Source organism: Paenibacillus sp. FSL H3-0310 (assembly GCF_038002785.1).
Taxonomy (GTDB): domain Bacteria; phylum Bacillota; class Bacilli; order Paenibacillales; family Paenibacillaceae; genus Paenibacillus_AQ; species Paenibacillus_AQ odorifer.
Window position 1 is genome coordinate 1,890,506 of the sequence record NZ_JBBODC010000001.1, and the last position, 25,332, is coordinate 1,915,837.

Genomic DNA, 25,332 nt, shown 5'->3' on the forward strand with positions numbered 1-25,332 from the left:
TCAATAGCAAAGGGATACTCCGTAGTCTTAAATGGCTACAGGGTATCTTTTTTTTGTAGATTTAAGCTTGTTGTAAGGTTGGCATGAATTTGCTGTAAGGTTCGGTGCCTATAGTATAAGTATCAGCAAATTATGAGGTGAAATGAATGGAACCATTATTAAAAGTAGAAAACGTAAAAAAAGTGTACGGGAAGTTAAGTGCTGCTTACACAGCGTTGGAAAACGTGTCTTTTGACATTCATGAAGGTGAGTTTGTAGGGATTATGGGACCTTCCGGAGCGGGAAAATCAACCTTGCTAAATTTGTTAGCAACCATAGATTCTCCAACAGAAGGAAAGATATATATGAAGAACAAGAGTATTCATGATCTGAAGGAAGCAGCTTTGTCAGACTTCCGGCGTGAACATCTCGGGTTCATCTTTCAAGATTACAATTTACTCGATTCCTTGACGGTAAAGGAGAACATATTGCTTCCCCTGGCGATTGCTAAAATTCCAGCGAAGAAAATTAATCACCTTGTGACTCAGATCTCTAAAGTATTTGGGATTGAAGATTTACTGGGGAAATATCCTTACCAAATCTCTGGGGGTCAAAAGCAAAGAACCGCTGCGGCTAGAGCGCTCGTGACAGAGCCAGCACTGATTTTGGCTGATGAACCAACAGGTGCACTTGACTCTAAATCAGCAACAGATTTATTGGAAAGCTTAAGTACTTTAAATGAAAAAAACAATTCGACCATTATGATGGTGACCCATGATGCCTTTGCCGCAAGCTTCTGCCGCCGGATCATTTTCATCAAGGATGGTTCATTTTCAACAGAAATCTATCGTCGTGATCAGACACGCAAAGCCTTCTTCCAAGAGATCTTAGATGTTCATGCGGCCATTGGGGGTGAGGTAGATGACGTTATTTAGTCTAGCAAGAAAAAATATAGCCAGAAACTTCTCGCAATATTTTTTATACATCGCATCGATGGTGTTTAGTATCATCATTTACTTTACATTTGTGACCTTAAAATATAGTGATACGATAGCAGAACAGACGGCTTCATCCCAAAAACTGGGTTCCCTAATGAGTGGAGCGGCAGTCATTCTTATCTTTTTCGTGTTCATATTTATAGCTTATTCCAATTCATTTTTTATGAAAAGACGTAAAAAAGAAGTCGCACTGTATGCGTTGCTGGGGGTACGTAATCGTCAAATAGGTTTTATGCTCTTTTTTGAAAATTTATTATTAGGATTATTCTCTTTAATAGTAGGGATTGTATTTGGCTTCCTTTGTTCAAAAGGATTTATGACGATTTTGATTCATTTAATGGGTTATGACGTTGTAGCACCCTTTACATTTTCAGCGGCGGCAGCGATGAACACGGCTATCGTATTTCTGGTTATTTTCTTAGTGACATCGTTTCAAGGCTATCGCTTGATCTATCAATTTAAGCTGATTGATTTATTTCATGCTTCCAAAAAGGGAGAAGTGGCGCCTAAACCATCTATGATAGTAGCTGTTCTTGGAGTGTTACTTATTGTCTTGGGCTATTGGCTTGCAATGCAGGACCTTTTCACTTCTAAGGTATGGGCAAAAATCGGATTTCTCATGACCGTATTAATTATTTTAACAACGGTAATTGTGGGTACATTTTTATTGTTCCACAGTGTGACTGGCTTTGTGTTAGCAATGATTAAGAAAAATGAAAAGTGGCTGTGGAAGGGCCTTCATGTAATAACCATTTCGCAGCTGCTCTATCGTATCCGTGGGAATGCACGTACATTAACTGTGATTGCTGTGTTGAGTGCTACAACAGTAACTGCCGGTGGAGCGGTCTATAGCCTGTATTACAATACGAATGACTCGGCAAAAACGATTAATCCGAATACCTTTATGTATCAATTAACAGATGCAGAAATGGATAAACAAGTAAGTGCTGTACTGCCAGCTACAAAATACGATGAAAATATCGAAACGCTATCCATTACGTTTCATACGAAAGAATTAAACTCGCCATCCTCGTTCGATAGCTCTGATAAAAGAGTGTATACAGTTATCAATGAAAAAACATACAACAACTTAGCAAATGTACAGCATAAAGAAAAATTAAATGTAAAGGATGGCTACGCGGTTATTTTAGATATCGGATATAACAAAAGGTTCTCACCTATGTATACAGGAAAAACTATAACAACAGGCAACGGCCATCCACTCACATTCCAAAGCTTTAAAACACAAACCGTATTAAATGCAGGTACAGCAGGTATAACAGTTGTAGTCTCGGATGAACAGTATAAAGTATTACGGAATGATGGAGAAGTGCTACGCTATCGTGTTCTTGGGGTAGAGGATGCCTCTGTGGATTTATCTGCAAAAATTGCAAACCAATTACCTGAAGAAGCGCTATTTTCAAGCAGGCCTCAAGATTACCAAACAAGCTTGGAAAGTGTGGGTTCTCTACTTTTTATAGGAAGTTTCCTTGGACTCGTATTTCTGGCTGCCACAGGCAGTATCATTTACTTTAAAGTTTTAACTGAGGCAGAAGAAGATAAAGCACAGTACAATATGCTGCATAAAACGGGTGTCAGTGCAAAAGAAATGCGGAAATCCATTGCGTCACAGGTATTCGTTATCTTTGTTGTACCGCTTATAGTAGGGTTATTGCATAGTGTAGTGGCTTTAAAAGCATTCTCTAGTCTACTGATGATAGATTTAGCAAAGCCAGTGTTGCTCTGGATGATTGCTTATACCATAATTTATGGGTTGTATTATTTCTTAACCGTAGCTTCATACAATCGTATTATCACACTAAATAATAGAACAGAAGGATGATTGAGATGAAAAAATTTCTAATTACTATGGGTATTTTGTTTGTTATTGGGGTTGTAGGTGTCTTTGCTCTAGCAAAGATTGATTTCAATCGCATGAATGCCGAAAATTACTATTTACAAATTACAGAGGATGGGAAACCCCATGAATATAAACTGAGTGATGGTACAGTGATGACTTCCTATTCCTATACACTAGAAGCTACAAATGCCAAAGGTAATACGATTCCACTGGAATTTAATGCACAAAAAAATCTTCGTAAAGGCGCCTACTTAAAAATGTATGTAAAAAAAGGTGATCAAGTCTCCTCATATGATGAAGTGAAGGTAGAGGATATTCCGCTAAAAGCAATAAAAAACTAATAAATTGAAGAAGGGCTGTCTCCAATAAAGGTAATGGAGCACAGCCCTTTTCTCTGCCTAATGAGTAAGTAAGGCATTTGTATTATAAAAGTATAGTAATGGTGGTTCCGGTATTCTCAATGCTCGTCATATCGAGTTTCCCCTCATGAGCCCAAATAATGTCTCTTGCGATGGCCATTCCTAAACCAGTACCATGCTTACTCGTTGTGTTTGTACCCCGATAGTAACGTTCGAAAATCTGTTCCAGATCTTTAGCTGGAATTCCCTGGCCATTATCAGAAATCGAAATTCGGGTATGAGATTCTGGACCTGTATCCACTCGAATCTTCACCACGACATTTTCATCGTTATGCACCAGCGCGTTGTAGATCAAGTTAAGGATCGCTCGTTTTAGTAACTTCTTATCTACTTTATGCATTGCTTTAGCCACATTCGCCTCAAACTCTATCTGCCGTTCACCAAAGGTCGGGTCATTTAAAAGTTCAATCGTCATTTCTCGTAGAAACTGAACGAGATTCACCTCTTCAAATTGCAGGGATAGCTGGTGATTACGCAAACGTGTCGTTAAATTGAGGTCATCTAACAGATCTTTCATATACATCGATTTACTCTTGATAATTGATGTGTATTCCTGTAATTCTTGGGCTGTTAGATCTGTGGCACTGTCGTTAATAAATTCTGCATAACCTTGAATAGAAGCAAGTGGTGTCTTCATGTCATGTGAAACATTGCTAATCCATTCCTCACGCATTTGATCGAGACGTTTACGTTCCTCTTCATGTCGATCGAGCTTTTCAGATAGTTCATTCATATTACGAAAAACATCTTCATAAACACCTTTGGGAGTAGGCATTTTCTTAAAACGTCGTTCCCTGAGCTGTTGAATACCCTCTATTAATGTATGAAGGGGTGCAGTTAACTTTTTCCCAAATAGAAATCCAATGAGGATTACAATAAGCACATCAACGATTAAAAAAGTGAAAAGAAAAACATTAACATCTTTGAAAATTTTAGCGTAGTCATAGGTCATTACGTAGCGGCCTATTTTAGGATTATTAATCCCTAAAAAGTAACTGAAATGTTGGGCTTCGCTGACAAAAACCGTCGTGCGTGCATCTAATTCTTTATATTTATACATTTGTACAATTTCAATAGGAGAATACTCTGTTTTCAATTCTTCAGGGGTATAAAATGCTGCTGCTTGCTCCCCTTGGTCATTCAAGAATTGTACCCAGGCGCTCATTTCTTGTAGTTTTTTGAGACCTTCTTCATTCACAACAGGTTTGCCAGCCTGTAATTCTACGTATTGTGAAAAGGTCCGGCTAAAGGTTTCTGCAGATGCTTCTTCAGTGCCAAAGTTATTATTATTTACCTTTATAACGAATAAGGAAAGGAACAAAATCGCGTTTACAATACCAACGATCACAACAATAGTCATAACCGATCTTAAAAAGCGGAGTGTCAATTTCCATTTCAACTAGTCTCACTCCTTGGTATTTAATTTATAACCTAACCCTTTAACCGTCAAAATAAAGGAAGGGTTTGAAGGGTCTGCCTCAATTTTTTCGCGTAAGCGCCGAATATGTACCATCACTGTATTATCGGAACCAAAAAAGTCCTCACCCCACGCCTGTCCAAACAAGGTTTCTTTGCTTAGAATCTGATTGGGATGATGCATAAAACAGCTCATTAAACCGACTTCTTTGGCGGTTAGCACGAGGACCTCGCCATTCTTTTTTAATTCTGTCTCATTGGCACTAAGCTCAAAGGGGCCAGCTTGTAAGCTTTTCGGAGCTTTTTTTTCTTCTGTAAAGCCAGCTCTTCTCAGTTGTGCCTTTACCCGATAAGCGACTTCTTTCGGACTGAACGGTTTAGTAATATAATCATCGCCACCTATCGCCAGTCCTAACAGCTTATTAATTTCCTCGTCTTTTGCAGACATAAATAAGATGGGTGCATTTGATGTTTCCCGAATTTTTCTGCATAAGTCATATCCTTCTCCATCTGGGAGCATAATATCTAGCAATATAAGCTCAGGATTATACTCCTGGAACTTGTCCCAACCCTCTGCAACGGTCCCGGCAGTTACAACGTCTGGAACACCTTCTTTATGTAAAACAGCCTTCATCAGACGCGCTAAATCATCTTCATCGTCTATGATTAATACCCATTTACGACTTGCCATTTATTTCCCTCCAAATCCGTCTTTATGTACATTATTACATTATAAAGAACTCTTTATTTCTTGCGCAAAAAAATCGCAAAAGAAAGGCTTGCATGAAGATGGATATTACTTAGACGAACATAGCAAAGCAATATTCGGTCATTTATTAAAATTCATTCTAGATATAGTCAAATCAGGTAAGGAGGAGAAATTGTTACGCCCCTGCCTTCCATGGCATTGATCTGCACTGTATATGGCCCTTTGAAGATGTTCGCTAAAATGATGGAAGAAGGTGAGTTACTGTATTCGCTTGAGCTCGAAGAAGAACTTGCAGACAGCTTTTGGAATGCCATTAGATTGCAGCGACTTGCAAGGAGTGCAAGCAGCCTTAACAGGAACAACTGCAACCAATGCTGATTTGCAGAATATTTCACAGGATGACTTTGTACGTACAGCCGTGATTATGCTGGTCGGAATCATAATTGTGCTAATAGTCATTACGCGCTCTGTGTCCAGTTCTCTGTTCATTATTGCTTCCTTGGTGCTAGTGTACTTACTTCTCTTGGAATCAGTGAAATCTTGAGCTGGATCGTTTCATTTTTCAGCTTCATTATGATTGCAGCCCTGGGCGTTGATTACAGCATATTCCTGATGATGCGGTATAACGAGCTTGAAGGGGATGTTGGATCACCTGCGCCGCGTTGATTCCTTCGGGCGTAACGACACTTATACAGGTAGCATTCGTATTAATCATTGCACTATTATTACTAAGTGTAGCGGCCATGCCGGTGTTCTTGACTGCATTAATGCAGCTTGCTAGCAAATTAAATGGTTCAAGTACGGTGTTCAAGTACGGTGCTACATCAAAGAATGTCGTTGACAAATCGAGTCATATTTAGACGGCAGTAAAATTTAAAAATACATGCGTATTACGTATGCTGAGAACAATAGAAAGAATCTTCGGGGACCTTTGTGATCCCTTGTTTCACCATATCAGAAAGTATATAATTATCGACTATACCTTACAACTTTATTACGCTATAATCAACGTAAAGTCACCAGATGACCTAAGAGTAGGATGATTTTAATAGATTAATTAATATTAGCTTTTGATATGCCGAAACGTATTTTGTTATTGAAATAGGTTGTTTATATTGTTTATGATATTATTAAAGGTGTTAATTAAATCTAGAGTAGGTAGATTATGAGTCTAAATGACAACGTATTAATTAAAATTCGTGATATGCGAGAGAGTTTTACACCAGTTGAACGATTGGTCGGAGATTACATTTTAGAAAATACGGAAGATATCCCTCATTTGTCGATTAAGGAATTGGCTCAATCGAGTAAGACAAGCGATGCATCTGTCCTTCGTTTCTGTAAGACGATGGGTTACAGCGGATACCGCAATTTTATTGTGAGTATATCGGCATCTTTGGGTTCTCGTGATGAGGATTCAAAGGCTCAATATACAGATATTCAGCCAGGTGATGATCTCTCGACAATTATATCAAATATTTCATTGAATAATTGCAAGTCCATTGAGGATACGCTTAGTGTTATTGATCGAAAAGAAATTACAAGAGCTGTAGAATTACTTTGTCATAGTAAGCGAATTGTTTTCTTTGGAATAGGTGCTTCGGGACTCGTTTGTATGGACGGGGAACAGAAGTTCTCGCGAATTAATAAGATGTGTCATGCCTATACAGATGGTCATAGTCAGCTCACAGCAGCAACTTTACTTGAGAAAGATGATGTTGCCATTTTCATTTCTAACTCTGGAGCAACTAGTGATATTATTGATGCACTGGAAATTGCCCAAAAGAATAGAGCGAAATGTATTGCGATTACGAAGTACAATAAAAGTGAGCTTGCGGAGCGGGCGGATATTGTACTGAGCATATCCACACCTGAAATAACAATCCGCAGTGGGGCTATGGGCTCGCGTATTGCGATGCTTACGATCATCGACATATTATTTGCTGGTGTCGCAAGTGCAGAATATGAAGAAGTAAAAACCTACTTAACAAAAACGCATAATATATTAAAGAAAAAACTTAGAAATTAGGTTCTGATAGAATGAATGTGAAGGAAAGCATTGATCATGGATCAATGCTTTCCTTTTTTTTGTATTTCATTCGCTTATTCGTGTACTAAAATGTACTACTTATCAATCTATGTCAGATTATCTACATGATGAATACGTTGATCTAATGAATATAATAAGTAGTTTAATTCAATAATTAATAGCTTGGCACACAATAATGAGGAAGAAAATGAATGGAATCGAAGACGAAACATCATCCGGTTGAACGCGGATGATGTAACTTTATGTTTCGTTTGGAGCGATAATCAGCAAATAATGCATTTTTTAAAATCGCTTTAACCTTAGAGCCATAGCGATCAAAGCAATTGGTAAAAATTTAAATTGTATCTTGTAAGCGCTTTATAAATGTGGTATAACATAGTATGTAAGAAATGAAATAAAACATCAGAATTTAATTTCTTTATGAAATTATATTTCAAAATCTATTGACGAAGCGATGGTGTTGTATTAGTATAAGAGCATAATAATTGTAAGTTAATATAACACGTTTTGTTAACTAGGTGACAGATTGAGACTGGGAAGAAGGAGGATGGCTATGAATGACTACCTTGCGGGATTGACAACAGAGGCTGTGAATCCAGACACATTAATGATTGATGAATGTACTACGGAAGAAATGATCCAGTTAATGAATCAACAAGATGCACTGGTCCCCAGAGCTATAACTGAGGAGATTCCGCAGATTGCAAAGGCGGTAGATATTCTACATCATAGGTTGTCTAATGGTGGAAGAATGTTTTACATAGGAGCTGGCTCATCAGGAAGATTAGGTGTTCTGGATGCTTCCGAATGTCCTCCTACCTTTGGTACAGATCCTTCCTTGGTGCAGGGCTATATCGCTGGTGGTGATATTGCTTTGCGTACTGCGGTTGAAGGCTGTGAAGACGATATGGATGAAGGGATCGCATTAATCGAAAGCATTGGTGTAACAAACAAAGATGTACTAATTGGGATTTCGGCAAGCGGTAGTGCAAACTACGTTATTGCAGCTTTAGCGAAAGCAAAGGAACTTGGAGCAGCCACTATCGGTGTTTGTAACAACAGAGGCTCAAAGTTCGAACCCATTGTAGATGTTTGTATAACACCTGTTGTAGGACCTGAGGTCATTAGTGGTTCGACTCGATTAAAGGCAGGAACTGCTCAGAAGTTGGTGCTTAATATGCTGACAACATGCACAATGGTCAAGTTAGGAAAAACGTACAACAACTTGATGGTTGATCTGAAGGCTAGTAATTTTAAGCTCGTAGATCGCTCGATTCGTATCATCATGAACACGACTGGTGTAGATACATCAACCGCCGCAGAAACACTTGATAAAGCATCTATGAACTGTAAGCTGGCAATTATGATGATTAAATCGGGGTTAGATGCAAAAGAAGCAGAACAAGTACTTAACGCAAACGGAGGACGCTTGAAACAGGCAATCGCATCATTGGTTTAGGTGTGAAAAGTGGAATAACAGGATGGATGCTATTAATAATTGAGGGGGCTGTTTTCGATGAAAAAAAGATCACGTGGATTAACTCTGTTTTTGTCAGGAATCATGATGGTATCACTCTTATCGGCTTGCGGAGGAAACGGAAATAACGCTACAACTTCTACAGATTCCGGTAATACAGGAACTAGTAACGGTGGTTCTGAGCCTAAAAAGGATACGATTACAGCACTTTTACCTCCGATATCAGCGAACTATCAAACACGTTTTGCTGATATGGAAAAAGAATTTAATACACTACATCCTAACTTGACTTTGAAAATCGAACCAGCGAGCTGGGAAGATATGACGCAAAAACTTGATACTCAAGTAAATGCAGGTTCTCCTCCAGATATTGCTTTTATCGGTGCTTCAGGAATTTCGAAATATGCAGCACTTAATGTACTAATCGACCTTAACGGTGCCCTTTCTGATGAAGCCAAGGCCGATTATGACGAAGTTCCATTGAAATATTTCCAACTAGGTGACGCTCAATACGGCCTACCAGCATATATGGAAATCCACACTATCGGTGGTAACAAACAATTCCTTGAAGAAGCCGGAATTGATTGGAAAAGCATTCAACAAAACGGTTGGACTTATGAAGAGTTCCGTAATGCAATTTCTAAAGGCGTAGTGAAAAATGATAAAGGTGAAACTACTCGTTATGGTTTCGTGTTCGCAACATCTGGTGTAGCATCTAAAGACTATCTAGCTATTCTTGCTAAAACTGCAGGCTTACCAGATTACTTCGATAAAGATCTTAAATATACGTATACAAGCAAAAACTTCTTGGGGCTACTTACATCTATTCGCGAAATGATCAACGATGGTTCTATGCCTAAAGAGCTAAGCTCTATCGATGCTGGCAAACGGTGGAACATGTTCCTAACGGGCCAAACGATGATCACAGGTAAAGGTTTATCTGCATTTGAAAACTCTGCTCGTCTAAACAATGAGAAGATTAAAGCGAACGATGGTTCAGCTGTTGCAGATTCTATTGAAGTTGATTATATTTCACTTCCAGTCCCAACATTCAACGGTGCTGATTATGTCCCTACTTCAATCGTTGATGGTTATATCGCACTTCGTGGTAAAAAAGCTCCATCTGAAGAGCACATCAAAAATATTGCCCTAGCAACGAATTTCTTGTCTTCTGGTTCAATTGCTGCTAACTACAGTAATGAGCTGTTCTTATCACCAATTACTGAATCTGCACGTAATGCAGAAGTACTTGAAAAATTCCCTCGTAACGAAGATAACGTTGCTGCAGGTAAAGCTATGATGGCAAAAGCGCTTCCGGCTCGTACAGATATTCCTACTGATCTGGCTGCTGAAGCATTAAAAATTGAAACAGAAGTTATTATTCCTAAACTACAAGCCTTACTTGCAAATGAGATTGCTCCACAAGAAATGTATGATGCAGTTAAAGCAGCTGCAATTAAATCTTTCGGTAAAGATGGTATTGTAGTTGACTAGTCTGTCGTAGGCTGACATGTGAAAGCTGTGCGTAGCTAGAACGTACAGCTTTCCTTCTAAATTAGCTAGAGCTTGTACTGTTTTTAGAAGAGAGGTGCGACCCAATGAATCAAACGTTGACTAAAAGAAAAAAATTGAAGCTCGAAAGTGACTCAGGTTGGGGATACGCGTTTATCGCAGTAGCACTTATTGCGTTTTCTTTATTTACCGCATATCCAGTCATCAATGCTTTTATTATCAGCTTACAAAAATATGGTCCATTAGGATCCACTTTTGTCGGCATGGATAACTTCGTTAACTCGTTTTCAGATGAACTTTTCTGGAAAGCGCTGAAAAACACGTTAGTATATACGCTATTAACTGTTCCGTTTAATATTCTTCTGTCATTTTTAATTTCAATTTTGATTATTCCTTTCAAGAAAAAAACACAAACGATCTTTAAAGCACTATATTACTTGCCAGCCGTAGCATCTGGTGTAGCGCTTTCTGTTGTGTGGCTGTGGATCTTCGATCCTTTAAAATCAGGTATTGCCAATAAGCTCGTGAGTTTTTTAGGTATTGAAAATCAAAACTGGCTTGGTTCCAGTGCAACTGCAATGTTCTCACTTGTGTTAATGTCATGGTTATCAAGTCATGGTACAGCAATTATTATTTATATAGCCGCATTACTCGCTATTGATAACAGCTATTATGAAGCAGCTGAAATTGATGGCGCGTCTTTCCTGCAAAAGCTTTGGTTTATCGTTGTCCCTTTCCTTAAGCCAACAACGCTATTCCTACTTGTTACGGGTGTTATCGGTTCCTTCCAAGTATTCCAAAACGCTTATCTTATGACAGGCGGTGGACCAGACCATGCAACAACAATGGTAGGTTTGTTAATATTTAACAATGCGTTCACATATTTTGAGTTTGGTGAGGCAGCGGCACAATCATTAGTTCTAGCAGCGATTATCGGATTTATCTCATTCCTTCAATTCAAGTTTATAGGTAAAGATGTAGAATACTAGGAAAAGGAGCAGAATACTATGGGTTTGTACAACAATAGCTTAAGAAGCAAAGGGTATCTGTTTATACGTAATGGTGCAAACATTACGTTCCTTATCCTATTCGCCGCAGCTACCATATTCCCGATATACTTTATGGTCATTTCCTCGTTCGGTGATCCGGTAGAAGCTGGTGCAATGAGCTATTCTATCCTACCAAAGAAGATTTCATTTGAATCTTATAAATTCTTTTTTAACTTTAGCCCGCATACATGGGACTGGTTATTGAACTCTTTTATAGTGGCAGCGTGTATCACGGTATCTAACGTATTTTTTGCTACTCTTGCTGGATATGCTTTTGCAAAAATGAAATTTAAAGGGAAAAACATTTTGTTCGCTATTTTGCTGGGATCTATGATGATTCCTGTTCAAGTTACTCAGGTTCCACTATATATTTTGATCGTAAATATTTTTGAATTACAAAATACGTACACTGCGTTGATTATGCCGAGCATAGTAACGGTATACAATATCTTCTTGGTTAAGCAGTTCATGTCCTCCATTCCAGGTGAAATTATTGAATCTGCTAAAATCGAAGGTTGTTCCCAGCCTAAAATCTTCTGGTATATCATTATGCCTCTATCTAAAACAATTATGGCAGTACTAGCAATCCTAACGTTCATGGCGGCATGGAATGACTTTTTCTGGCCGTTCCTAGTAACGAATACGATGGATATGCAAACCATTCAGGTCGGCTTGAAAAACTTTCGCTTTGCGAATACAACTTACTTTGCACCGATGATGGCGGGGGCAACCATTTCAGCAGTTCCAATGTTTATTTTGTTCTTCAGTTTACAAAAATACTTCCTTGAAGGGGTAACAGTTGGAGCGGTGAAAGGTTAATGGACAAACAATCAAAAGTGGATGCAACATACTTTGTTGGCTTGATGTCAGGTACATCAGTAGATGGTATTGATGCAGCAGTAGTTAAGCTTTTCCCTTCAGCCGAAAAAGAGTATGGAGTAGAGATTGAATTACTGGCTTTTGAAAACACACCTTTTGAGGTGCAAGTTAGAAACTCCATATTTGAGCTTTTTGATCCCGCTAGCGCTACGATTGATAAGGTTGGCGCAATGAATATGTGGCTTGGCGAATTATACGCCCAAGCCACATTATCCGTTATAGGGAAATGCGGCCTTTCGCCTTCGCAAATATTCGCAGTAGGATCGCATGGTCAAACAATCTATCATGCTCCGGAAGAGAATGTTATGGGCGGCTATAATCTGCATTGTACCGTTCAGATTGGGGATGGTGCAGTTATCGCCAATCGCACAGGAATTCCTTGCGTATCAGACTTTCGAGTTGCTGACATGGCAATGGGTGGACAAGGAGCTCCGTTAGTACCATTTACTGAATACTTATTGTTTAACAATCCAAAGAAAACACTTCTGATGCAAAATATTGGCGGAATAGGCAATGTGACTGTTTTGCCTGTAAATGCCTCACCGGATGAGGTATTTGCTTTTGATACGGGTCCTGGAAATATGATTATCGATGGCCTTGTATCGCAATTATTTGCACCAATGACAATGGATGTTAATGGCGAAATTGGTGCGGGCGGTCAAGTGATTGATGAGCTATTGAAATGGATGCAGCAGGATAAATATTATACGATGCCGTTACCAAAATCGACAGGCAGAGAACGGTTTGGCCAACAATACGTGGCACAAATTATTGAAATGATGAAGGTTAATCACTGGAAAGCAGAAGATGTTGTTGCAACAGCTACGTACTTAACTGCCTGGAGCATCGTCGATAGCTATGAACGGTATATTGCACCGCAGCACCAGGCTGAGCAATTGCTAATTGGCGGCGGTGGAAGCTATAACAAGACGCTTTTGCGTGATTTACAGCACTTATTTGCACCGCATAACGTGCAGGTGCTGACGCAGGAGGATATCGGTGGTAATAGTGATGCTAAGGAAGCAATTGCTTTTGCTCTGCTAGCGTATTACACGATGGAGCGCTTACCCAACAATATCCCGCTAGTAACTGGAGCTTCACAGCCAGTAGTAATGGGCAAAATTTCCTGGCCCTATATTGGACGTTCACAGGAGGCTTAAATGATGCAAATCAGATCCTTTTCAATTGAAGATCACTATGCAGTTGTAGAACTTTGGAATCGTGAGGCTACAAAATATGATTATAAGCCATTTACAGAGCGAGAGTTTCAAGATACATTCATCGACCATCCTTATTTTGACGCTGACTGTATATGGGTAGGCTGTGACGAAAAAGGGATTGTTGGTTTTGCAGCTGGCTGCTGCGGCTCTGATCTCCCTCTTGGAGATGTGGCCGGTTATATTACGAGTGTTATTATAGATTCCCATGTGGCTTCTCTGGAGCTTTACGATGCTTTTCTATTGCGTTTAGAAAAAAGATTCCAAGAACTTAGGAAAAGACAAGCGGATGTATTGTTTTTCAACCCTGTTAAGCTGAAGTGGAGTATACCAAGTGCACCTCAGCATGAGCATAATAATGCCCCGGGCATCAGTAAGGATCAGCCATTATATGAAGCTTTAATGGCTAGAGGCTACGAAGATCGAGCGACGCAATGCGGCATGTATTTAAAACTCGGAAGCTTTATAGTTCCCGAAGATATTTTAGATAAGGAAACCAATGCAAATAGCAAGGACTATTACATTACGTCCTATGTCCCTGATTTACATACAGGGCTTGAAGCAACGCTTGCTGCCCTGCAAAATCCGCAGTGGAAGAAGGATATTGTTACTTATGTGAAGGTTGGCGCACCACTTGTAGTAGCTGTGTACGGCAATGAGGTTGTGGGCTTTGCAGGTCCAATTATTTCGCAGCCTGATGGAAGAGCATTTTTTTGCGGTATCGGAGTGCACCCAGAGCATGAGGGTCATGGTCTTGGCAGTGTATTATTTTTCCGAATGGTTGAAGCTTTTCAAAATGTGGGCTGTCAATATATCTCTCTATTCACTGGAAATAATAATCCGGCTCTTCGAATCTATCAAAAAGCGGGCTTTACTATTGAAAAACAATTTTCTATATTGCGGAGGGAACTTTAAAGATGAGCGAAAAATTCACAGTATTAGCAATTGGAGCGCATGTTGGTGATGTGGAGCTAGCTTCTGGTGGTGTACTCGCTAGTCATAGTTTAAAGGGAGATCGCATTGTGACACTAGCGTTAACTGCGGGTGAACGAGGGGTCCCGGCAGGACAGGATATGAAGGAATATCGTCAGCAAAAAGTGAAAGAGGCACAGGTTTTTGCGGATATGCTAGGCGGTGAAGCCATTGTATTCGATGATTATTGTGACGGAGAGTTGCCTGACAATCAGGAAGTTCGTATGGAGGTTTGTGATGTAATTCGTCGCGTGAAGCCTAACATTATTATTACACACTGGAAAAACAGTATGCATAAGGACCATGCGCTAACGCATCATATCGTAAATGATGCCCGTTTCTTCGCAAGTCTATCATCCTTTGAACGAGCGCTCCCCGCGCACTTTGCAGCAAGATTATATTACTCCGAAAACTGGGAGGATGCGGTTGATTATGTCCCTTACGTATATGTGGATTTCGATCAAGCGGCATTTGATCTATGGATAGATGCTTTAAGCAAGCATTGGTTTGTGACGAATAGCAAATCTTTCAAATACATGGATTACTATAAAGCACTAGCAGTTGTTCGCGGCTGTGAAGCAAGAAAGACATATGCAGAAGCATTTATGGTGCCAGCTGAAACGGTGAAGGTTAGGCAGTCTAGTCTTTGGTAACTATTCAACTAGCTAAGAGGGAGTGTTTCTATGTATTGCAGGAAACATTCCCTTGTTCTATCCATTTATGCGAAAAAGCAGCTAGGAGGCAGCTTCATATGGTGTTAAATGGGATTGATTCTATAACGAATTATCGTTATTTGTTCGAAGGTAAGCGCGTAGGATTGATTACAGCGCCGACAGGTCTTACGAAGGATTTTGCATCAACGATTACTATTTTACATGAAAATTTTAATCTTGCTGCGATGTTTTCACCTGAGCATGGCGTTCGCGGAGATTTGGATGCAGGGGCAGTAGTAGACACTTACATGGATCCTTTTACGAATGTTCCAGTCTATAGCTTGTACCGTAAAGACTCCAAGCGTTTAACAAAAGAAATGCTGAATGAAGTAGACATCATTGTATACGATATTCAAGATGTTGGTGTACGCTATTACACATTTATTTATACGATGCTGTATGCACTTGAAGATTGTGCAAATGCAGGTGTAGAATTTGTTGTTCTTGATCGTGTTAATCCGCTTAACGGGGTAACGGTAGAAGGGAATGTCTTGAAGCCCGGCTTCAAATCATTTGTTGGAAATTACGAGCTAGCCGTACGATACGGCTTAACAGCAGGTGAGGTAGCAACGATGGCAAATGATCAAATGAATTGGAATGCATCGCTGCATGTCGTTCGTTTGGAAGGCTGGGAACGGAGCATGTCCTTCCCGGATACAGGATTAACTTGGGTTCATCCTTCACTTGGAATACCACGATATGAAACGGCGTTATTATATACAGGAACATGTTTATTTGAAGGCACAAACTGCTCCGAAGGACGTGGAACAACGTTCCCTTTTGAAATGATTGGTGCTCCGTTCATTCAAGCGCAGCAATTGGCAGATGAGATGAATGCAAAAGGTATCCCGGGTGTGCTTTTTCGTCCAGTTCATTTCAAGCCAACGTCATCTAAACATTGTGGCGAGCTATGCGGCGGGGTACAAATTTACATTACAGATCTCCAAGTGCTGAGGCCTTTAGAAGTTGGGGTAACCTTATTATTTACGATAAGAGATTTGTACGAGCAATTTTCATTCCTGCCTCCTGTGAAGGAGGGCTCTCGTCCATTTATCGATTTGCTGGGGGGAGACAACATGTATCGTACGGACAATATTCAAGCCAAGCAGCTGCTTGAACAGTTTGCAGCGGAAAGCAAGCAATTTGCAGAAATAACACAGCAGTATCATTTATATCGCTAGAGGAAGGTGAATAATTGATGAGAACAATAGAACATATGAGCTTGCGCGAAAAGATTGGACAAATGTTCGTAACAGGCTTCCCTTCAACCGAGATCACTCCTGAGCTGAAGGAAGTTATTGAGCATTATAAAGTCGGCAATATTATTTTATTCTCACATAATATCGACAATAAATATCAATTAGGCGAGCTTGTTACTGAGCTGCAGCAATGGTACACGACACATACTGGTATCCCGGGCTTTATTACGATCGACCAAGAAGGCGGTCGAGTCACTCGTATGCCTAAAGACGCGACCAATGTTGCTGGAGCCATGGCAATTGCTTCTTCAGGACGACCTGAAAATGCGTATGCAGCAGGCAGAATGACTGCCAGAGAATTGAAAGCATTAGGTATTAATTTTAATCTAGCTCCAGTTATGGACGTTAACAATAATGCATTGAATCCAGTCATAAATGTTCGTTCCTATGGTGATTCTGTTGCAACAGTATCCCAGTATGGAATTCAAATGATGAAGGGATTGCTCGATGGAGGCGTCATGTCCTCACTTAAGCATTTTCCAGGTCATGGTGATACAAATGTCGATTCACATATTGGCTTGCCTACCATTGAAAAAACACTTGAGGAAATAGAGCAGCTTGAGCTGCTGCCGTTTAAGGCCGCAATTGAGCAAGGCGCTCAAGCGATTATGAGTGCACATATTTTATTTCCGAAAATTGAAAAATCCGGTGTGCCCGGAACTATGTCTCATACCATTATTACAGAGATATTAAAAGGAAAATTAGGATATAAAGGGTTAGTTGTATCGGATTGTTTAGAAATGGACGCGATCAAACGATACTATGGTACGGCAAAAGGAGCGTTAGGAGCTGTTAAAGCAGGTATTGATTTGGTATTCATTAGTCATACTCCTGAGACAGTGAAGGAAGCGATTCATTTGATCGAAGAAGCTGTAGCCACCGGTGATTTGGATGAAGCGCTGATTGATGCAGCTGTTACAAAAATTATAGCTTATAAAGCACAATATGCGACGATTGAGGAGCTGGATTATGAACTAGTTGGCTGCGATGTACATCGCCGAGCAAATGAGCTAATGCGTACGGAAACGATCTGCCTCATGAAAGGAGAGCTCCAGCCCATTCATACCGGTGACGAGCAAGTGTTATTTATGGGTTCCTATTCATACCGCACCGATCTTGCGTCCAGCAGCTTGAATCAAGCTCTTAGCTTTCCGCAATATATGGGGGAGCATTTTAATACAGCTTATGAGATTATCGACATTGACCCGAGCGAGGAGCAAATCAACGCTGCGCTGCCAAAGGTACAAGGCTACAAGCATATTGTTATCGGCTTGTTCAATGCGCGTGAAAACAAAGGTCAGCTTGCGCTTGTTCAGAAGCTGCTGGCAGCAGGCTGCAAAGTAACGGCCATTACATTAGGTCGCCCGTATGATTTACCGTTAATCGAAGGCGAGTTCTGCGGAATTGCGGCATTTGAGTATACACTTGATGCATTCAAATCACTCCTTCCAATCCTAAATGGTGAGGTTGTACCCACCGCCAATATTACGATACAGATGTAGATAAAAAGTACAACAAGGGGACATAGGTATGGCATTTATCGTTGGAATTGATGGGGGTGGCACGAAAACAGCTGTCACCATTACGCATGACCAGGAAGACTCTTTATTCACCTTTACTGTAGGGCCTATTAATTATAACGGTGGTGATGCTGATGCTATTGCCGCCTCCTTTGAGGAAATTTTTAGTCAAACGAAGCTCTACTGCGGTAATTTACAAGAAGTTGCTCATATATGTATAGGTGCGGCAGGAATAAGTAATCCGCTGGTCATCAATTTTTTGGAGCAGCATGTGAGAAATAACGGTTATATCGGGCCATTAACGATTACAGGCGATCAAGAAACTGCATTATACGGGGCACAAAATGCGATGCAAGGCATCATTCTCATTGCCGGTACAGGATCGATTTGCTTCGGGGTCAATGAAAAAGGAGAGCAGCATCGCACAGGAGGCTTTGGTCATCTGATTGATGACGAGGGAAGCGGTTATAGCATTGGGCGCGATCTATTATCTGTATTAGTTCAAGTGGAGGACGGAAGAATAACCGATACGGTCATCCCAGCGATGGTATATGATCAGCTTGGCTTAAGCACTGTGAAAGAGATTATTGGCTTTGTTTATGATAAAAATACGACGAAAAAAGATATTGCGCAGCTCGCACCGATTATGACGACCGCATGCGAGAAGGGCGATGCACATGCACTAGCGTTAGCGGAGAAATGTGCAGCCAATCTATATGAGCTTGTTGTGCCTGTTATTGAACGGCTTAAGCTATATGAAAGTCCGATTGCGATTGCAGGAAGTGTGCTGCAAAAGTCTCGCTTTGTGAAAGAAGCCTTGGAGCGAAAGCTCGCACAGAGCTACCCGCAAACAAAGCTGATTTTGCCGATTAAGGATGCAGCCTACGGTGCTGTCCTGTTAGGAAGATCAAAAATGAACAACGACTAGTTTTTGTCGATATGGAAAAAATAAGGGTGTGTCATAAGTCCGAGCAGTTGGACTTGCGACACACCCTTATTTTAAAATGGTAGGAATCAAAAATGGCTTAAAATTTATCGGTCAAATAAAACACGGCTTGTTGTTTCGGAAATAGAGCCTGAAGGATGTTAGCGTCCTCCGTACTGTCCTTTGCTGCGCCTGCTTCATTATAGCCGAACATGATATAAGTCATTAGCTCGCGTTCATCTACTTCTATTGAAGTATAGGGATTGGTATGATTACTAGCATCCGAAACAGAAAGCTGCTTTTGCTTATAATCCAAGTAGATACAGTCCTCATTGCTGCGAAGTGCAATATGCAGCTCCTGGCCTGCAATTATGTTGCTACGGTTTAGGCGATCTTCTAATTCAGGCTGAAGCTTATGGAAAGTTGAACTGAGATTGATCATTTTCCACATCGCCATATTGATTTGAATTGAATTTGCTTGATGCTGTTGGTAATAGGAATATAGCTTATGGTCCTCTGGGAGCATCGCTAATATTTGCTTTGCATTTTGGCGCAGCTGACATAAGGCATGAAACAAAGCTTCAACGCCGTTTTCGGCTTCGTTCAAATACAATAATTCATTAATAAATACTTGTTCAGTATCTTTCTTTTCAATGATGCCATAAGCGACGATTTTTCCATTTCTGCGAAGGAGCAAGCAGTCAACTTTCTTCCATTCCGGCCAGGTCAATAAATCATTCCAATACGTTTTACTTCGGATCACGGTGTAGGTACGATTCTTATTGAATTGTTCATAGATGAAACGGATATCATCGAGATAACAGGCTTCAAAAGGAATGATTTCATCACTGTTTTGCTGCTGCTCCAAACTTGCTGGTTTTTCAATTGCGAAAGCAGTCTCGGGAATAAGTCTCCAGCCAGCTTTTTCATAAAACGCATGCTTACTAGCCAAAAGTAAGCTTATATCATAATCGGTTTCTTTCATATAGTTGGTCTGTGCATGAAGAATTTTGTGTGCAAGCCCCAGCCCGCGGTAATTTAGATCTGTACCGACACTCCCCATTGCACCCGTTTTCAAGATCGCTTGACCGACTCTAATATGAAACGGAAAAATTTGTACATTAGATGCAATCTTATCGTCAACCATCGCAAACCATGTTGTATCTGGATCATATGTGGTGTCTAGGTCTAATCTTTCTTGGAAAAAAGCTCGGCCTACGGAAAAGCATTCATCTAAAATATCGTAAATATTTTCAAGCTGCTCTCTAGTTGGATGGTTCATTACGATGATGTTTGGTGTCGTCGTCATCTTTCATTTCCTCCTGCGCCGTAATGTTGGGATAAATTTAATAAATGAAAAAAACGGTTTTCTTTGAAATTTAATTTCTTAACTTATAGTTTAATGTTGAAAAAAAATTTCGTCAATAATGGAACGTGGGGAATCATAGAAGTGATACAAAATTTAGATTGCTCAATATAGTCTAAATGAGTATTAGGAAAATAGCGACTTCGGCTGAGCAATTACAAGCACAAAGTGCACAAATGAAGGCGCAGCTTAAAAAGAAGAATGATAAACCGTTCAAGAACTTTTTGCGAAAAATCGGAAATATTTTCATACCAATGATTCCTGCATGGACGGACTTATTTATACTCTGACGCAGTAATCCGCACCATTGCAGATAAGAGGCGAGTCCTTTACCAACACAGAATTTCAAACAGATATAATTGCCATAATTGAGTTGTCAGATGAGTAGCTTTGCGCAGCAAAAAAACTGGATAAATTGTTAATTTCACCCCTATAGTCACTAAAATCGATTATAATAAAATTTATGTTCAAGTCGATCACCTATCCTAAGTTAATAGGATCATCATACGCAAAAAGGCATAGCGCTCAATTGCCTATGCTATAAGGGTTATAGAGTTTTCAAATACACACTTATGTATAAGATGAGGCGAATGATATGACGATAATGCCTGTTATAGTAATGATCTTTGTATTTGTACCTGCCATTGTACTCATGGTATGCATGCCTTATTTAACAAAAGAGACGATTAGTTTTGGGGTCACCGTCAGCCCTGTACAATTCCATAGTGAGCCTCTGCGCCAGATGCGGAAGTCATATGCTAGGATTAGTGCTACCGTGCATACCATCCTATTCATGGTTTGTATCCTCTGTCTAATATACGGTGATGAACATTCCAAGCAACAAAGTTGGATCATTGTCACTTATTCACTCGCCATGGTCGGAATCTCCCTAGTCATAAACATTAGCTATCATTTCAAAATGAAAAGTTTACTACCTATGCTGCCTATTGCTCTGGAACCATCGATCATGGCAGTGGACACTGGATTTCGGAAAAGAAACATTGGCTTGTCTAATAATTGGTTCCTCATTCATGTTTTAATTACTGTTGTTAGTATTGTAACTGTGCTGCGCAACTACGATCTGATTCCTGATCAGATTCCGATCCATTACAACAGCAGTTGGAACGTAGACCGCTATGCAGCTAAATCTTTTAGTTCTGTGTTTATGCCTACGATCATGCAAGTGTTCATAACACTTTTGTTCATATTTGAGAATTGGAGTATTCGCAGAGTAAAGCAGCAGGTTCAACCCAATGATCCTAACCGTTCCATCAGACAAGACGCAGCTTACCGCCGTACTTGGTCATATTTTATGCTTACAGCAAGCTTCTTAATAGTTATCCTGTTTTCCGTCGTGCAACTAAACATGATATCTCTGCTTAACATGAGTTTCGCTATCCCTATTATCCTAATCATAATAGCCCTTGTCATCCTATACGCCTTGGCCTTAACGTTCTGGGCTGGTCAGGGCGAAAGCCGCTTGGAGCGATCTGCCGATAGCTCCAATGTCAGACCTGTCCATGACGATGATAAATGGCGATTAGGTATGATTTATTTCAATCGCAAAGATCCAAACCTAATCGTCAAGAAAAGGCTCGGAGTCGGCTGGGGATTAAATTTCGGTCACCCAGTAAGCTGGCTGTTTTGGCTCGGAATTATTGTACTGTTAGTTGTGGTGCGGTAACAAGGCTTGGAGGTTAATACTCACCGGAGTATAGGCGAAGTTAGAGTTTCGAAACAGAATATGTACCGAAAAAAACGCCTAAAGGGCGTTTTTTATTATCTTTAAGGATCTCAGTAATATCTTTTTTGAATTAAATCGCATCTTAAAGAGTATTTCTCGTATTAATATCTCTTTGTTACAATCAGATTGTTATCTAAAGGAGGGTATAAAATGAACTATCGTAAATTAGGAACGAGTGGCTTACATCTAAGTGAGATTGCTTATGGTAATTGGATTACACATGGTGCTCAAGTGGACAATGATACTGCCCATGCTTGTGTTCGCGCTGCATTGGATGTAGGGATCACAACATTTGATACTGCAGATGTATATTCCGATACGAAAGCTGAGATGGTGCTGGGCCAAGCATTAAAAGGAGTGCACAGAGCTGATATCGAATTGTGTACCAAGGTGTGCCATCCCACAGGGACGGGACGTAACGCAAGAGGTCTGTCCCGCAAGCATATTATGGAGGCGTGCCATGCTTCACTGAACAGATTACAGACCGATTATATTGATATCTATTATGCGCATCGCTTTGACGCATCAGTATCCCTTGAAGAGACCTTTTTGGCTTTTTCGGATCTGGTGCGTCAAGGTAAGGTTCTCTATGTCGGGATAAGTGAGTGGACGGCGGATCAGATAGCAGAAGGTGCTATTTTGGCGAGGGAATTGAAGGTGCCATTGGTGGCTAGTCAACCTCAATATTCGATGTTATGGCGTGTGATGGAGACGGAGGTAGTTCAAGCTTGTGAGCGGGAAGGGATTGGACAGGTGGTCTGGTCACCGCTTGCTCAAGGGATTCTTTCAGGCAAATATATGCCAGGTCAACCATTGCCAGAGGGTTCTCGTGCTTCAACAGCTGCGGGCTCACCATTTATGAATAAATTGGCGGGTCAGTGGCTTCGGACTGAGGTGCTTGAGGCGGTCTCGAATCTCTCTTCCATCGCCAGTGAAGTTGGGTTGACGCTTCCGCAGTTGGCTATAGCATGGGTGTTGCAAAATCCACAAGTCTCATCTGCAATTATTGGGGCATCCAAACCTGAGCAGGTTATAGAAAATGCCAAAGCTGCGGGAGTTCGTCTGGATAGGGAAGTGATGTTGGAAATCGATAGGGTGCTAGAAGGACTCGTTGAACGTGATCCTAGAAAAACGGGCTGAATATTATATCATTCACCATTAATAACTTCTGAACTCATTTGTCCTATGATCTCTAGTAACGCGGATAAGGAGGCACGATCGCAATCGGTTCTCCAAGCGGCATAAAGGGGAATCGATGGTGTGCTTTCTTCAAAGGGACGAAATGTGACACCTTCACGCTGAAAAATAGCAACTGATGAGGGCACAATGGAAACTCCAAGATTAGCAGCTACCAAGTTTACAATGGTGTACATCTGAATGGCTTCCTGTACAACTTTCGGATACATGTCGTGTTGGGCGCAGAAGCTCATAATGAGGTCATGAAAAGGAGCTCCTAAATGACGTGGGAACGATATAAATGGTTCTAAAGCTAAAGAGCGAATGGATAACACCGGTAAATGAGCTAGGTGATGCTGCTCTGGCAAAACGGCAATAAGCGATTCATTGACTAAGGGACGATGGTCGATATGTTTGCCTGACTCTGTATAACGTACAAATCCAATGTGAATCGTTCCTTCATGTAAAGCCTGCCACTGCTGAGCAGACGTCATCTCATGTAATGTGAGTTGTACTTGTGGATAACGTTCCCGAAACATTTTTAACATATCAACCAATACTCCACCAGCTGCAGAATCTATAAATCCAATGTTCAAATGTCCGATAATTCCTTGATCGACTAATTGTGTTGTTTTAATAGAGCGTTCCAATTGAGATAGAATGGATTTAGCTTCCTCTAGAAATACCGCCCCTGCTGACGTGAGACGAACTTGTCTTTTATTCCGTTCTAATAGTTTCACACCAATCTCATTCTCCAGAGCTTGAATTTGCTGGCTTAAGGGAGGCTGCGTCATATTTAGCTTCTCAGCTGCACGGTTAAAATGCAGTTCCTCTGCTACTGCGATAAAGTATTGTAATTTTTTTATGTCCATACTTTTCATTCTCCCTTGAAATGCTTCTCCAAGCAAGTATAAGGATCTTTGAACGAAAATGAAAGGAATGACATGTCGTCTCCTCACTTAAACTCTACCTCCCATCTTACTTTTAGACAAAAAAACATTTTTGCAGTCAAAGACATGATGTCTAAAAACGCATACATTTAAATAGAAAGTTTGAGGATCATGGGAGGTAATAAGGATGAAAAATAGAAAGATAATGTTTATGAGCCCACACCATGTGGAAACGGTTGAAGAGGAGCTTGTACTTAAGGCATTAGGTGACCATGAGGTACTCGTAAAATTGATTTATTCGCTGATTAGTCCGGGAACGGAGATGGCAATGTTATCTGGCAAAGAGGATTGGGCAAAACTCCCGCTGTGTCCAGGTTATGCAAGCGTCAGTCGTATCGTAGAATGTGGTAAAGGTGTTCAGGAATTTCAAGCGGGCGATGTGGTTTTTCATTACGGAACTCATTGCGAATATCAAGTGGTTGAAGCTAGGGATGTTTTCATTCGAGTGCCGGATGCGCTAGACTTGAAATGGGTACCGTTTACCCGGATGGCTACGGTAGCTTTTACATCGATACGTGTGTCGGATATCGAACTTGGAGACAAAGTGAGTGTGACAGGTCTTGGATTGGTAGGCAATCTTGCAGCTCAATTGGCGCGTTTGCAGGGGGCTACGGTAATTGGTATGGATTTGTCCAAAGAACGGCTGCGGACCGCGCGTCAATGCGGTGTGGATTACACCCTGGACAGTGGCGAAGGATTGGTAAAAGAGCAGATTATGACGTTAACTAAGGGCAAGGGTGTTTCCAGTCATATTGAGGCAACCGGTGTTTCCAAAGTTGGGGTTGATAGTCTTCAATACATCGGCTCACAGGGAGAAATCATCTTTTTGGGTAGCCCGCGTGGAGAATACAATACAGATATTACGGATGTGCTTAATTACTGTCATCTGTATAACCGGGGATGCATTACATTTAAAGGTGCTCACGAATGGCGTTATCCAACAGAGCCTAATTCGTTTGTGAAACATTCCTTGGTGCGTAATTCTGGCATTGTCTTCGAGCTTATGCAACAACAGAAGCTGCACATCGAACCTTTGATTAGCCATGTCATCAAGCCGGAGCAAGCTAGCGAAGCCTATGAGGGATTAAGAACCAACAAAGATCAGTATAATGGCGTACTGTTTGATTGGTCATAAAGGGGG

General features: G+C 40.6%; 22 protein-coding genes and 1 pseudogene. 19 read left to right on the top strand and 4 right to left on the bottom strand.

Annotated elements, in window-relative coordinates; all coding sequences use genetic code 11:
- Nucleotides 1-146 precede the first annotated feature (146 nt).
- The 3 genes from MHH63_RS08475 to MHH63_RS08485 are packed head-to-tail and all read left to right on the top strand — an operon-like array spanning nt 147 to nt 3,179.
- Complete coding sequence (locus MHH63_RS08475; RefSeq protein WP_341171400.1) at nt 147-914, top strand: ABC transporter ATP-binding protein; 768 nt, start codon at nt 147-149, stop codon at nt 912-914.
- The gene (locus MHH63_RS08480; protein WP_341171401.1) at nt 901-2,820 is read left to right on the top strand and encodes an ABC transporter permease; all 1,920 of its coding nucleotides are present in this window, start codon (nt 901-903) and stop codon (nt 2,818-2,820) included. Before MHH63_RS08475 ends, MHH63_RS08480 begins: the two co-directional genes overlap by 14 nt.
- A gap of 5 nt (nt 2,821-2,825) precedes the next feature.
- Nucleotides 2,826-3,179 (top strand): YxeA family protein, encoded by a 354-nt coding sequence (locus MHH63_RS08485; protein ID WP_076127200.1) that lies wholly within the window; start codon nt 2,826-2,828, stop codon nt 3,177-3,179.
- 82 nt (nt 3,180-3,261) lie between these two features.
- Here MHH63_RS08485 and MHH63_RS08490 read toward each other — a convergent pair whose 3' ends face one another.
- Together MHH63_RS08490 and MHH63_RS08495 are read right to left on the bottom strand one after the other, a co-directional pair.
- The gene (locus tag MHH63_RS08490; RefSeq protein ID WP_341171402.1) at nt 3,262-4,656 is read right to left on the bottom strand and encodes a sensor histidine kinase; all 1,395 of its coding nucleotides are present in this window, start codon (nt 4,654-4,656) and stop codon (nt 3,262-3,264) included.
- Nucleotides 4,657-4,662: 6 nt separating this feature from the next.
- Nucleotides 4,663-5,364 carry a response regulator transcription factor gene (locus MHH63_RS08495; RefSeq protein WP_076127196.1) on the bottom strand — a complete coding sequence of 234 codons (702 nt, stop codon included), beginning with the start codon at nt 5,362-5,364 and terminating at the stop codon, nt 4,663-4,665.
- A 246-nt stretch (nt 5,365-5,610) separates the two neighbouring features.
- Here MHH63_RS08495 and MHH63_RS28565 point away from each other — a divergent pair, with 246 nt between their 5' ends.
- From MHH63_RS28565 to MHH63_RS08555, 13 genes and pseudogenes are all read left to right on the top strand, one after another.
- Nucleotides 5,611-5,760 carry a hypothetical protein gene (locus MHH63_RS28565; RefSeq protein WP_371915737.1) on the top strand — a complete coding sequence of 50 codons (150 nt, stop codon included), beginning with the start codon at nt 5,611-5,613 and terminating at the stop codon, nt 5,758-5,760.
- A pseudogene (locus tag MHH63_RS08500) lies at nt 5,705-6,242 on the top strand (MMPL family transporter); the annotation flags it as partial. The gene MHH63_RS28565 and the pseudogene MHH63_RS08500, both read left to right, overlap by 56 nt.
- A gap of 305 nt (nt 6,243-6,547) precedes the next feature.
- Nucleotides 6,548-7,411, top strand: a complete 864-nt coding sequence (locus MHH63_RS08505) for a MurR/RpiR family transcriptional regulator (RefSeq protein WP_341171403.1) — start codon at nt 6,548-6,550, stop codon at nt 7,409-7,411.
- A gap of 574 nt (nt 7,412-7,985) precedes the next feature.
- Entirely contained in the window at nt 7,986-8,891 is a 906-nt protein-coding gene (murQ, locus tag MHH63_RS08510; RefSeq protein WP_076217895.1) for an N-acetylmuramic acid 6-phosphate etherase, read from the top strand.
- A gap of 57 nt (nt 8,892-8,948) precedes the next feature.
- Nucleotides 8,949-10,403, top strand: a complete 1,455-nt coding sequence (locus MHH63_RS08515; RefSeq protein ID WP_076190768.1) for an ABC transporter substrate-binding protein — start codon at nt 8,949-8,951, stop codon at nt 10,401-10,403.
- Between the two features lie 104 nt (nt 10,404-10,507).
- A complete protein-coding gene (locus MHH63_RS08520; RefSeq protein WP_060622964.1) occupies nt 10,508-11,410 on the top strand; it encodes a carbohydrate ABC transporter permease in 903 nt (300 codons plus the stop codon).
- 18 nt (nt 11,411-11,428) lie between these two features.
- Nucleotides 11,429-12,289, top strand: coding sequence for a carbohydrate ABC transporter permease (locus MHH63_RS08525; protein ID WP_076127188.1), 861 nt, complete (start codon nt 11,429-11,431; stop codon nt 12,287-12,289).
- Complete coding sequence (locus tag MHH63_RS08530) at nt 12,289-13,509, top strand: anhydro-N-acetylmuramic acid kinase (RefSeq protein WP_248548594.1); 1,221 nt, start codon at nt 12,289-12,291, stop codon at nt 13,507-13,509. The genes MHH63_RS08525 and MHH63_RS08530 overlap by 1 nt, the downstream gene beginning before the upstream one ends.
- Complete coding sequence (locus MHH63_RS08535; RefSeq protein ID WP_341171404.1) at nt 13,510-14,481, top strand: GNAT family N-acetyltransferase; 972 nt, start codon at nt 13,510-13,512, stop codon at nt 14,479-14,481.
- Nucleotides 14,482-14,483: 2 nt separating this feature from the next.
- Nucleotides 14,484-15,191 (top strand): PIG-L deacetylase family protein, encoded by a 708-nt coding sequence (locus MHH63_RS08540; protein ID WP_036688713.1) that lies wholly within the window; start codon nt 14,484-14,486, stop codon nt 15,189-15,191.
- 98 nt (nt 15,192-15,289) lie between these two features.
- On the top strand, nt 15,290-16,432 hold the full coding sequence (locus tag MHH63_RS08545) for an exo-beta-N-acetylmuramidase NamZ family protein (RefSeq protein ID WP_036688711.1): 1,143 nt from the start codon (nt 15,290-15,292) through the stop codon (nt 16,430-16,432).
- A 17-nt stretch (nt 16,433-16,449) separates the two neighbouring features.
- Nucleotides 16,450-18,012 (top strand): glycoside hydrolase family 3 protein, encoded by a 1,563-nt coding sequence (locus MHH63_RS08550; RefSeq protein WP_036688710.1) that lies wholly within the window; start codon nt 16,450-16,452, stop codon nt 18,010-18,012.
- Between the two features lie 28 nt (nt 18,013-18,040).
- Nucleotides 18,041-18,958, top strand: a complete 918-nt coding sequence (locus MHH63_RS08555; RefSeq protein WP_036688707.1) for an N-acetylglucosamine kinase — start codon at nt 18,041-18,043, stop codon at nt 18,956-18,958.
- 97 nt (nt 18,959-19,055) lie between these two features.
- On the opposite strand, the gene MHH63_RS08560 is transcribed toward MHH63_RS08555, so the two are convergent.
- Nucleotides 19,056-20,264, bottom strand: coding sequence for a GNAT family N-acetyltransferase (locus tag MHH63_RS08560; protein ID WP_341171405.1), 1,209 nt, complete (start codon nt 20,262-20,264; stop codon nt 19,056-19,058).
- A 652-nt stretch (nt 20,265-20,916) separates the two neighbouring features.
- Between MHH63_RS08560 and MHH63_RS08565 the strand changes: the two genes are divergently transcribed.
- Nucleotides 20,917-22,005 carry a DUF1648 domain-containing protein gene (locus MHH63_RS08565; RefSeq protein ID WP_248548598.1) on the top strand — a complete coding sequence of 363 codons (1,089 nt, stop codon included), beginning with the start codon at nt 20,917-20,919 and terminating at the stop codon, nt 22,003-22,005.
- Nucleotides 22,006-22,215: 210 nt separating this feature from the next.
- Complete coding sequence (locus MHH63_RS08570; protein WP_076127171.1) at nt 22,216-23,205, top strand: aldo/keto reductase family protein; 990 nt, start codon at nt 22,216-22,218, stop codon at nt 23,203-23,205.
- Between the two features lie 8 nt (nt 23,206-23,213).
- On the opposite strand, the gene MHH63_RS08575 is transcribed toward MHH63_RS08570, so the two are convergent.
- Nucleotides 23,214-24,113 (bottom strand): LysR family transcriptional regulator, encoded by a 900-nt coding sequence (locus MHH63_RS08575; protein WP_341171406.1) that lies wholly within the window; start codon nt 24,111-24,113, stop codon nt 23,214-23,216.
- A gap of 205 nt (nt 24,114-24,318) precedes the next feature.
- On the opposite strand from MHH63_RS08575, the gene MHH63_RS08580 reads away from it, so the two are divergent.
- Nucleotides 24,319-25,326, top strand: coding sequence for a zinc-dependent alcohol dehydrogenase (locus MHH63_RS08580; protein WP_076127168.1), 1,008 nt, complete (start codon nt 24,319-24,321; stop codon nt 25,324-25,326).
- The last annotated feature ends 6 nt before the right edge of the window (nt 25,327-25,332 follow it).

Excerpts from the sequence above, each read along its gene's own strand:
- MHH63_RS08475 (WP_341171400.1), top strand. The coding sequence starts at position 147 with ATGGAACCATTATTAAAAGTAGAAAACGTAAAAAAAGTGTACGGGAAG.
- MHH63_RS08480 (WP_341171401.1), top strand. The coding sequence starts at position 901 with ATGACGTTATTTAGTCTAGCAAGAAAAAATATAGCCAGAAACTTCTCG.
- MHH63_RS08485 (WP_076127200.1), top strand. The coding sequence starts at position 2,826 with ATGAAAAAATTTCTAATTACTATGGGTATTTTGTTTGTTATTGGGGTT.
- MHH63_RS08495 (WP_076127196.1), bottom strand. The coding sequence starts at position 5,364 with ATGGCAAGTCGTAAATGGGTATTAATCATAGACGATGAAGATGATTTA.
- MHH63_RS28565 (WP_371915737.1), top strand. The coding sequence starts at position 5,611 with ATGTTCGCTAAAATGATGGAAGAAGGTGAGTTACTGTATTCGCTTGAG.
- MHH63_RS08505 (WP_341171403.1), top strand. The coding sequence starts at position 6,548 with ATGAGTCTAAATGACAACGTATTAATTAAAATTCGTGATATGCGAGAG.
- murQ (WP_076217895.1), top strand. The coding sequence starts at position 7,986 with ATGAATGACTACCTTGCGGGATTGACAACAGAGGCTGTGAATCCAGAC.
- MHH63_RS08515 (WP_076190768.1), top strand. The coding sequence starts at position 8,949 with ATGAAAAAAAGATCACGTGGATTAACTCTGTTTTTGTCAGGAATCATG.
- MHH63_RS08520 (WP_060622964.1), top strand. The coding sequence starts at position 10,508 with ATGAATCAAACGTTGACTAAAAGAAAAAAATTGAAGCTCGAAAGTGAC.
- MHH63_RS08525 (WP_076127188.1), top strand. The coding sequence starts at position 11,429 with ATGGGTTTGTACAACAATAGCTTAAGAAGCAAAGGGTATCTGTTTATA.
- MHH63_RS08530 (WP_248548594.1), top strand. The coding sequence starts at position 12,289 with ATGGACAAACAATCAAAAGTGGATGCAACATACTTTGTTGGCTTGATG.
- MHH63_RS08535 (WP_341171404.1), top strand. The coding sequence starts at position 13,510 with ATGATGCAAATCAGATCCTTTTCAATTGAAGATCACTATGCAGTTGTA.
- MHH63_RS08540 (WP_036688713.1), top strand. The coding sequence starts at position 14,484 with ATGAGCGAAAAATTCACAGTATTAGCAATTGGAGCGCATGTTGGTGAT.
- MHH63_RS08545 (WP_036688711.1), top strand. The coding sequence starts at position 15,290 with ATGGTGTTAAATGGGATTGATTCTATAACGAATTATCGTTATTTGTTC.
- MHH63_RS08550 (WP_036688710.1), top strand. The coding sequence starts at position 16,450 with ATGAGAACAATAGAACATATGAGCTTGCGCGAAAAGATTGGACAAATG.
- MHH63_RS08555 (WP_036688707.1), top strand. The coding sequence starts at position 18,041 with ATGGCATTTATCGTTGGAATTGATGGGGGTGGCACGAAAACAGCTGTC.
- MHH63_RS08560 (WP_341171405.1), bottom strand. The coding sequence starts at position 20,264 with ATGACGACGACACCAAACATCATCGTAATGAACCATCCAACTAGAGAG.
- MHH63_RS08565 (WP_248548598.1), top strand. The coding sequence starts at position 20,917 with ATGACGATAATGCCTGTTATAGTAATGATCTTTGTATTTGTACCTGCC.
- MHH63_RS08570 (WP_076127171.1), top strand. The coding sequence starts at position 22,216 with ATGAACTATCGTAAATTAGGAACGAGTGGCTTACATCTAAGTGAGATT.
- MHH63_RS08575 (WP_341171406.1), bottom strand. The coding sequence starts at position 24,113 with ATGGACATAAAAAAATTACAATACTTTATCGCAGTAGCAGAGGAACTG.
- MHH63_RS08580 (WP_076127168.1), top strand. The coding sequence starts at position 24,319 with ATGAAAAATAGAAAGATAATGTTTATGAGCCCACACCATGTGGAAACG.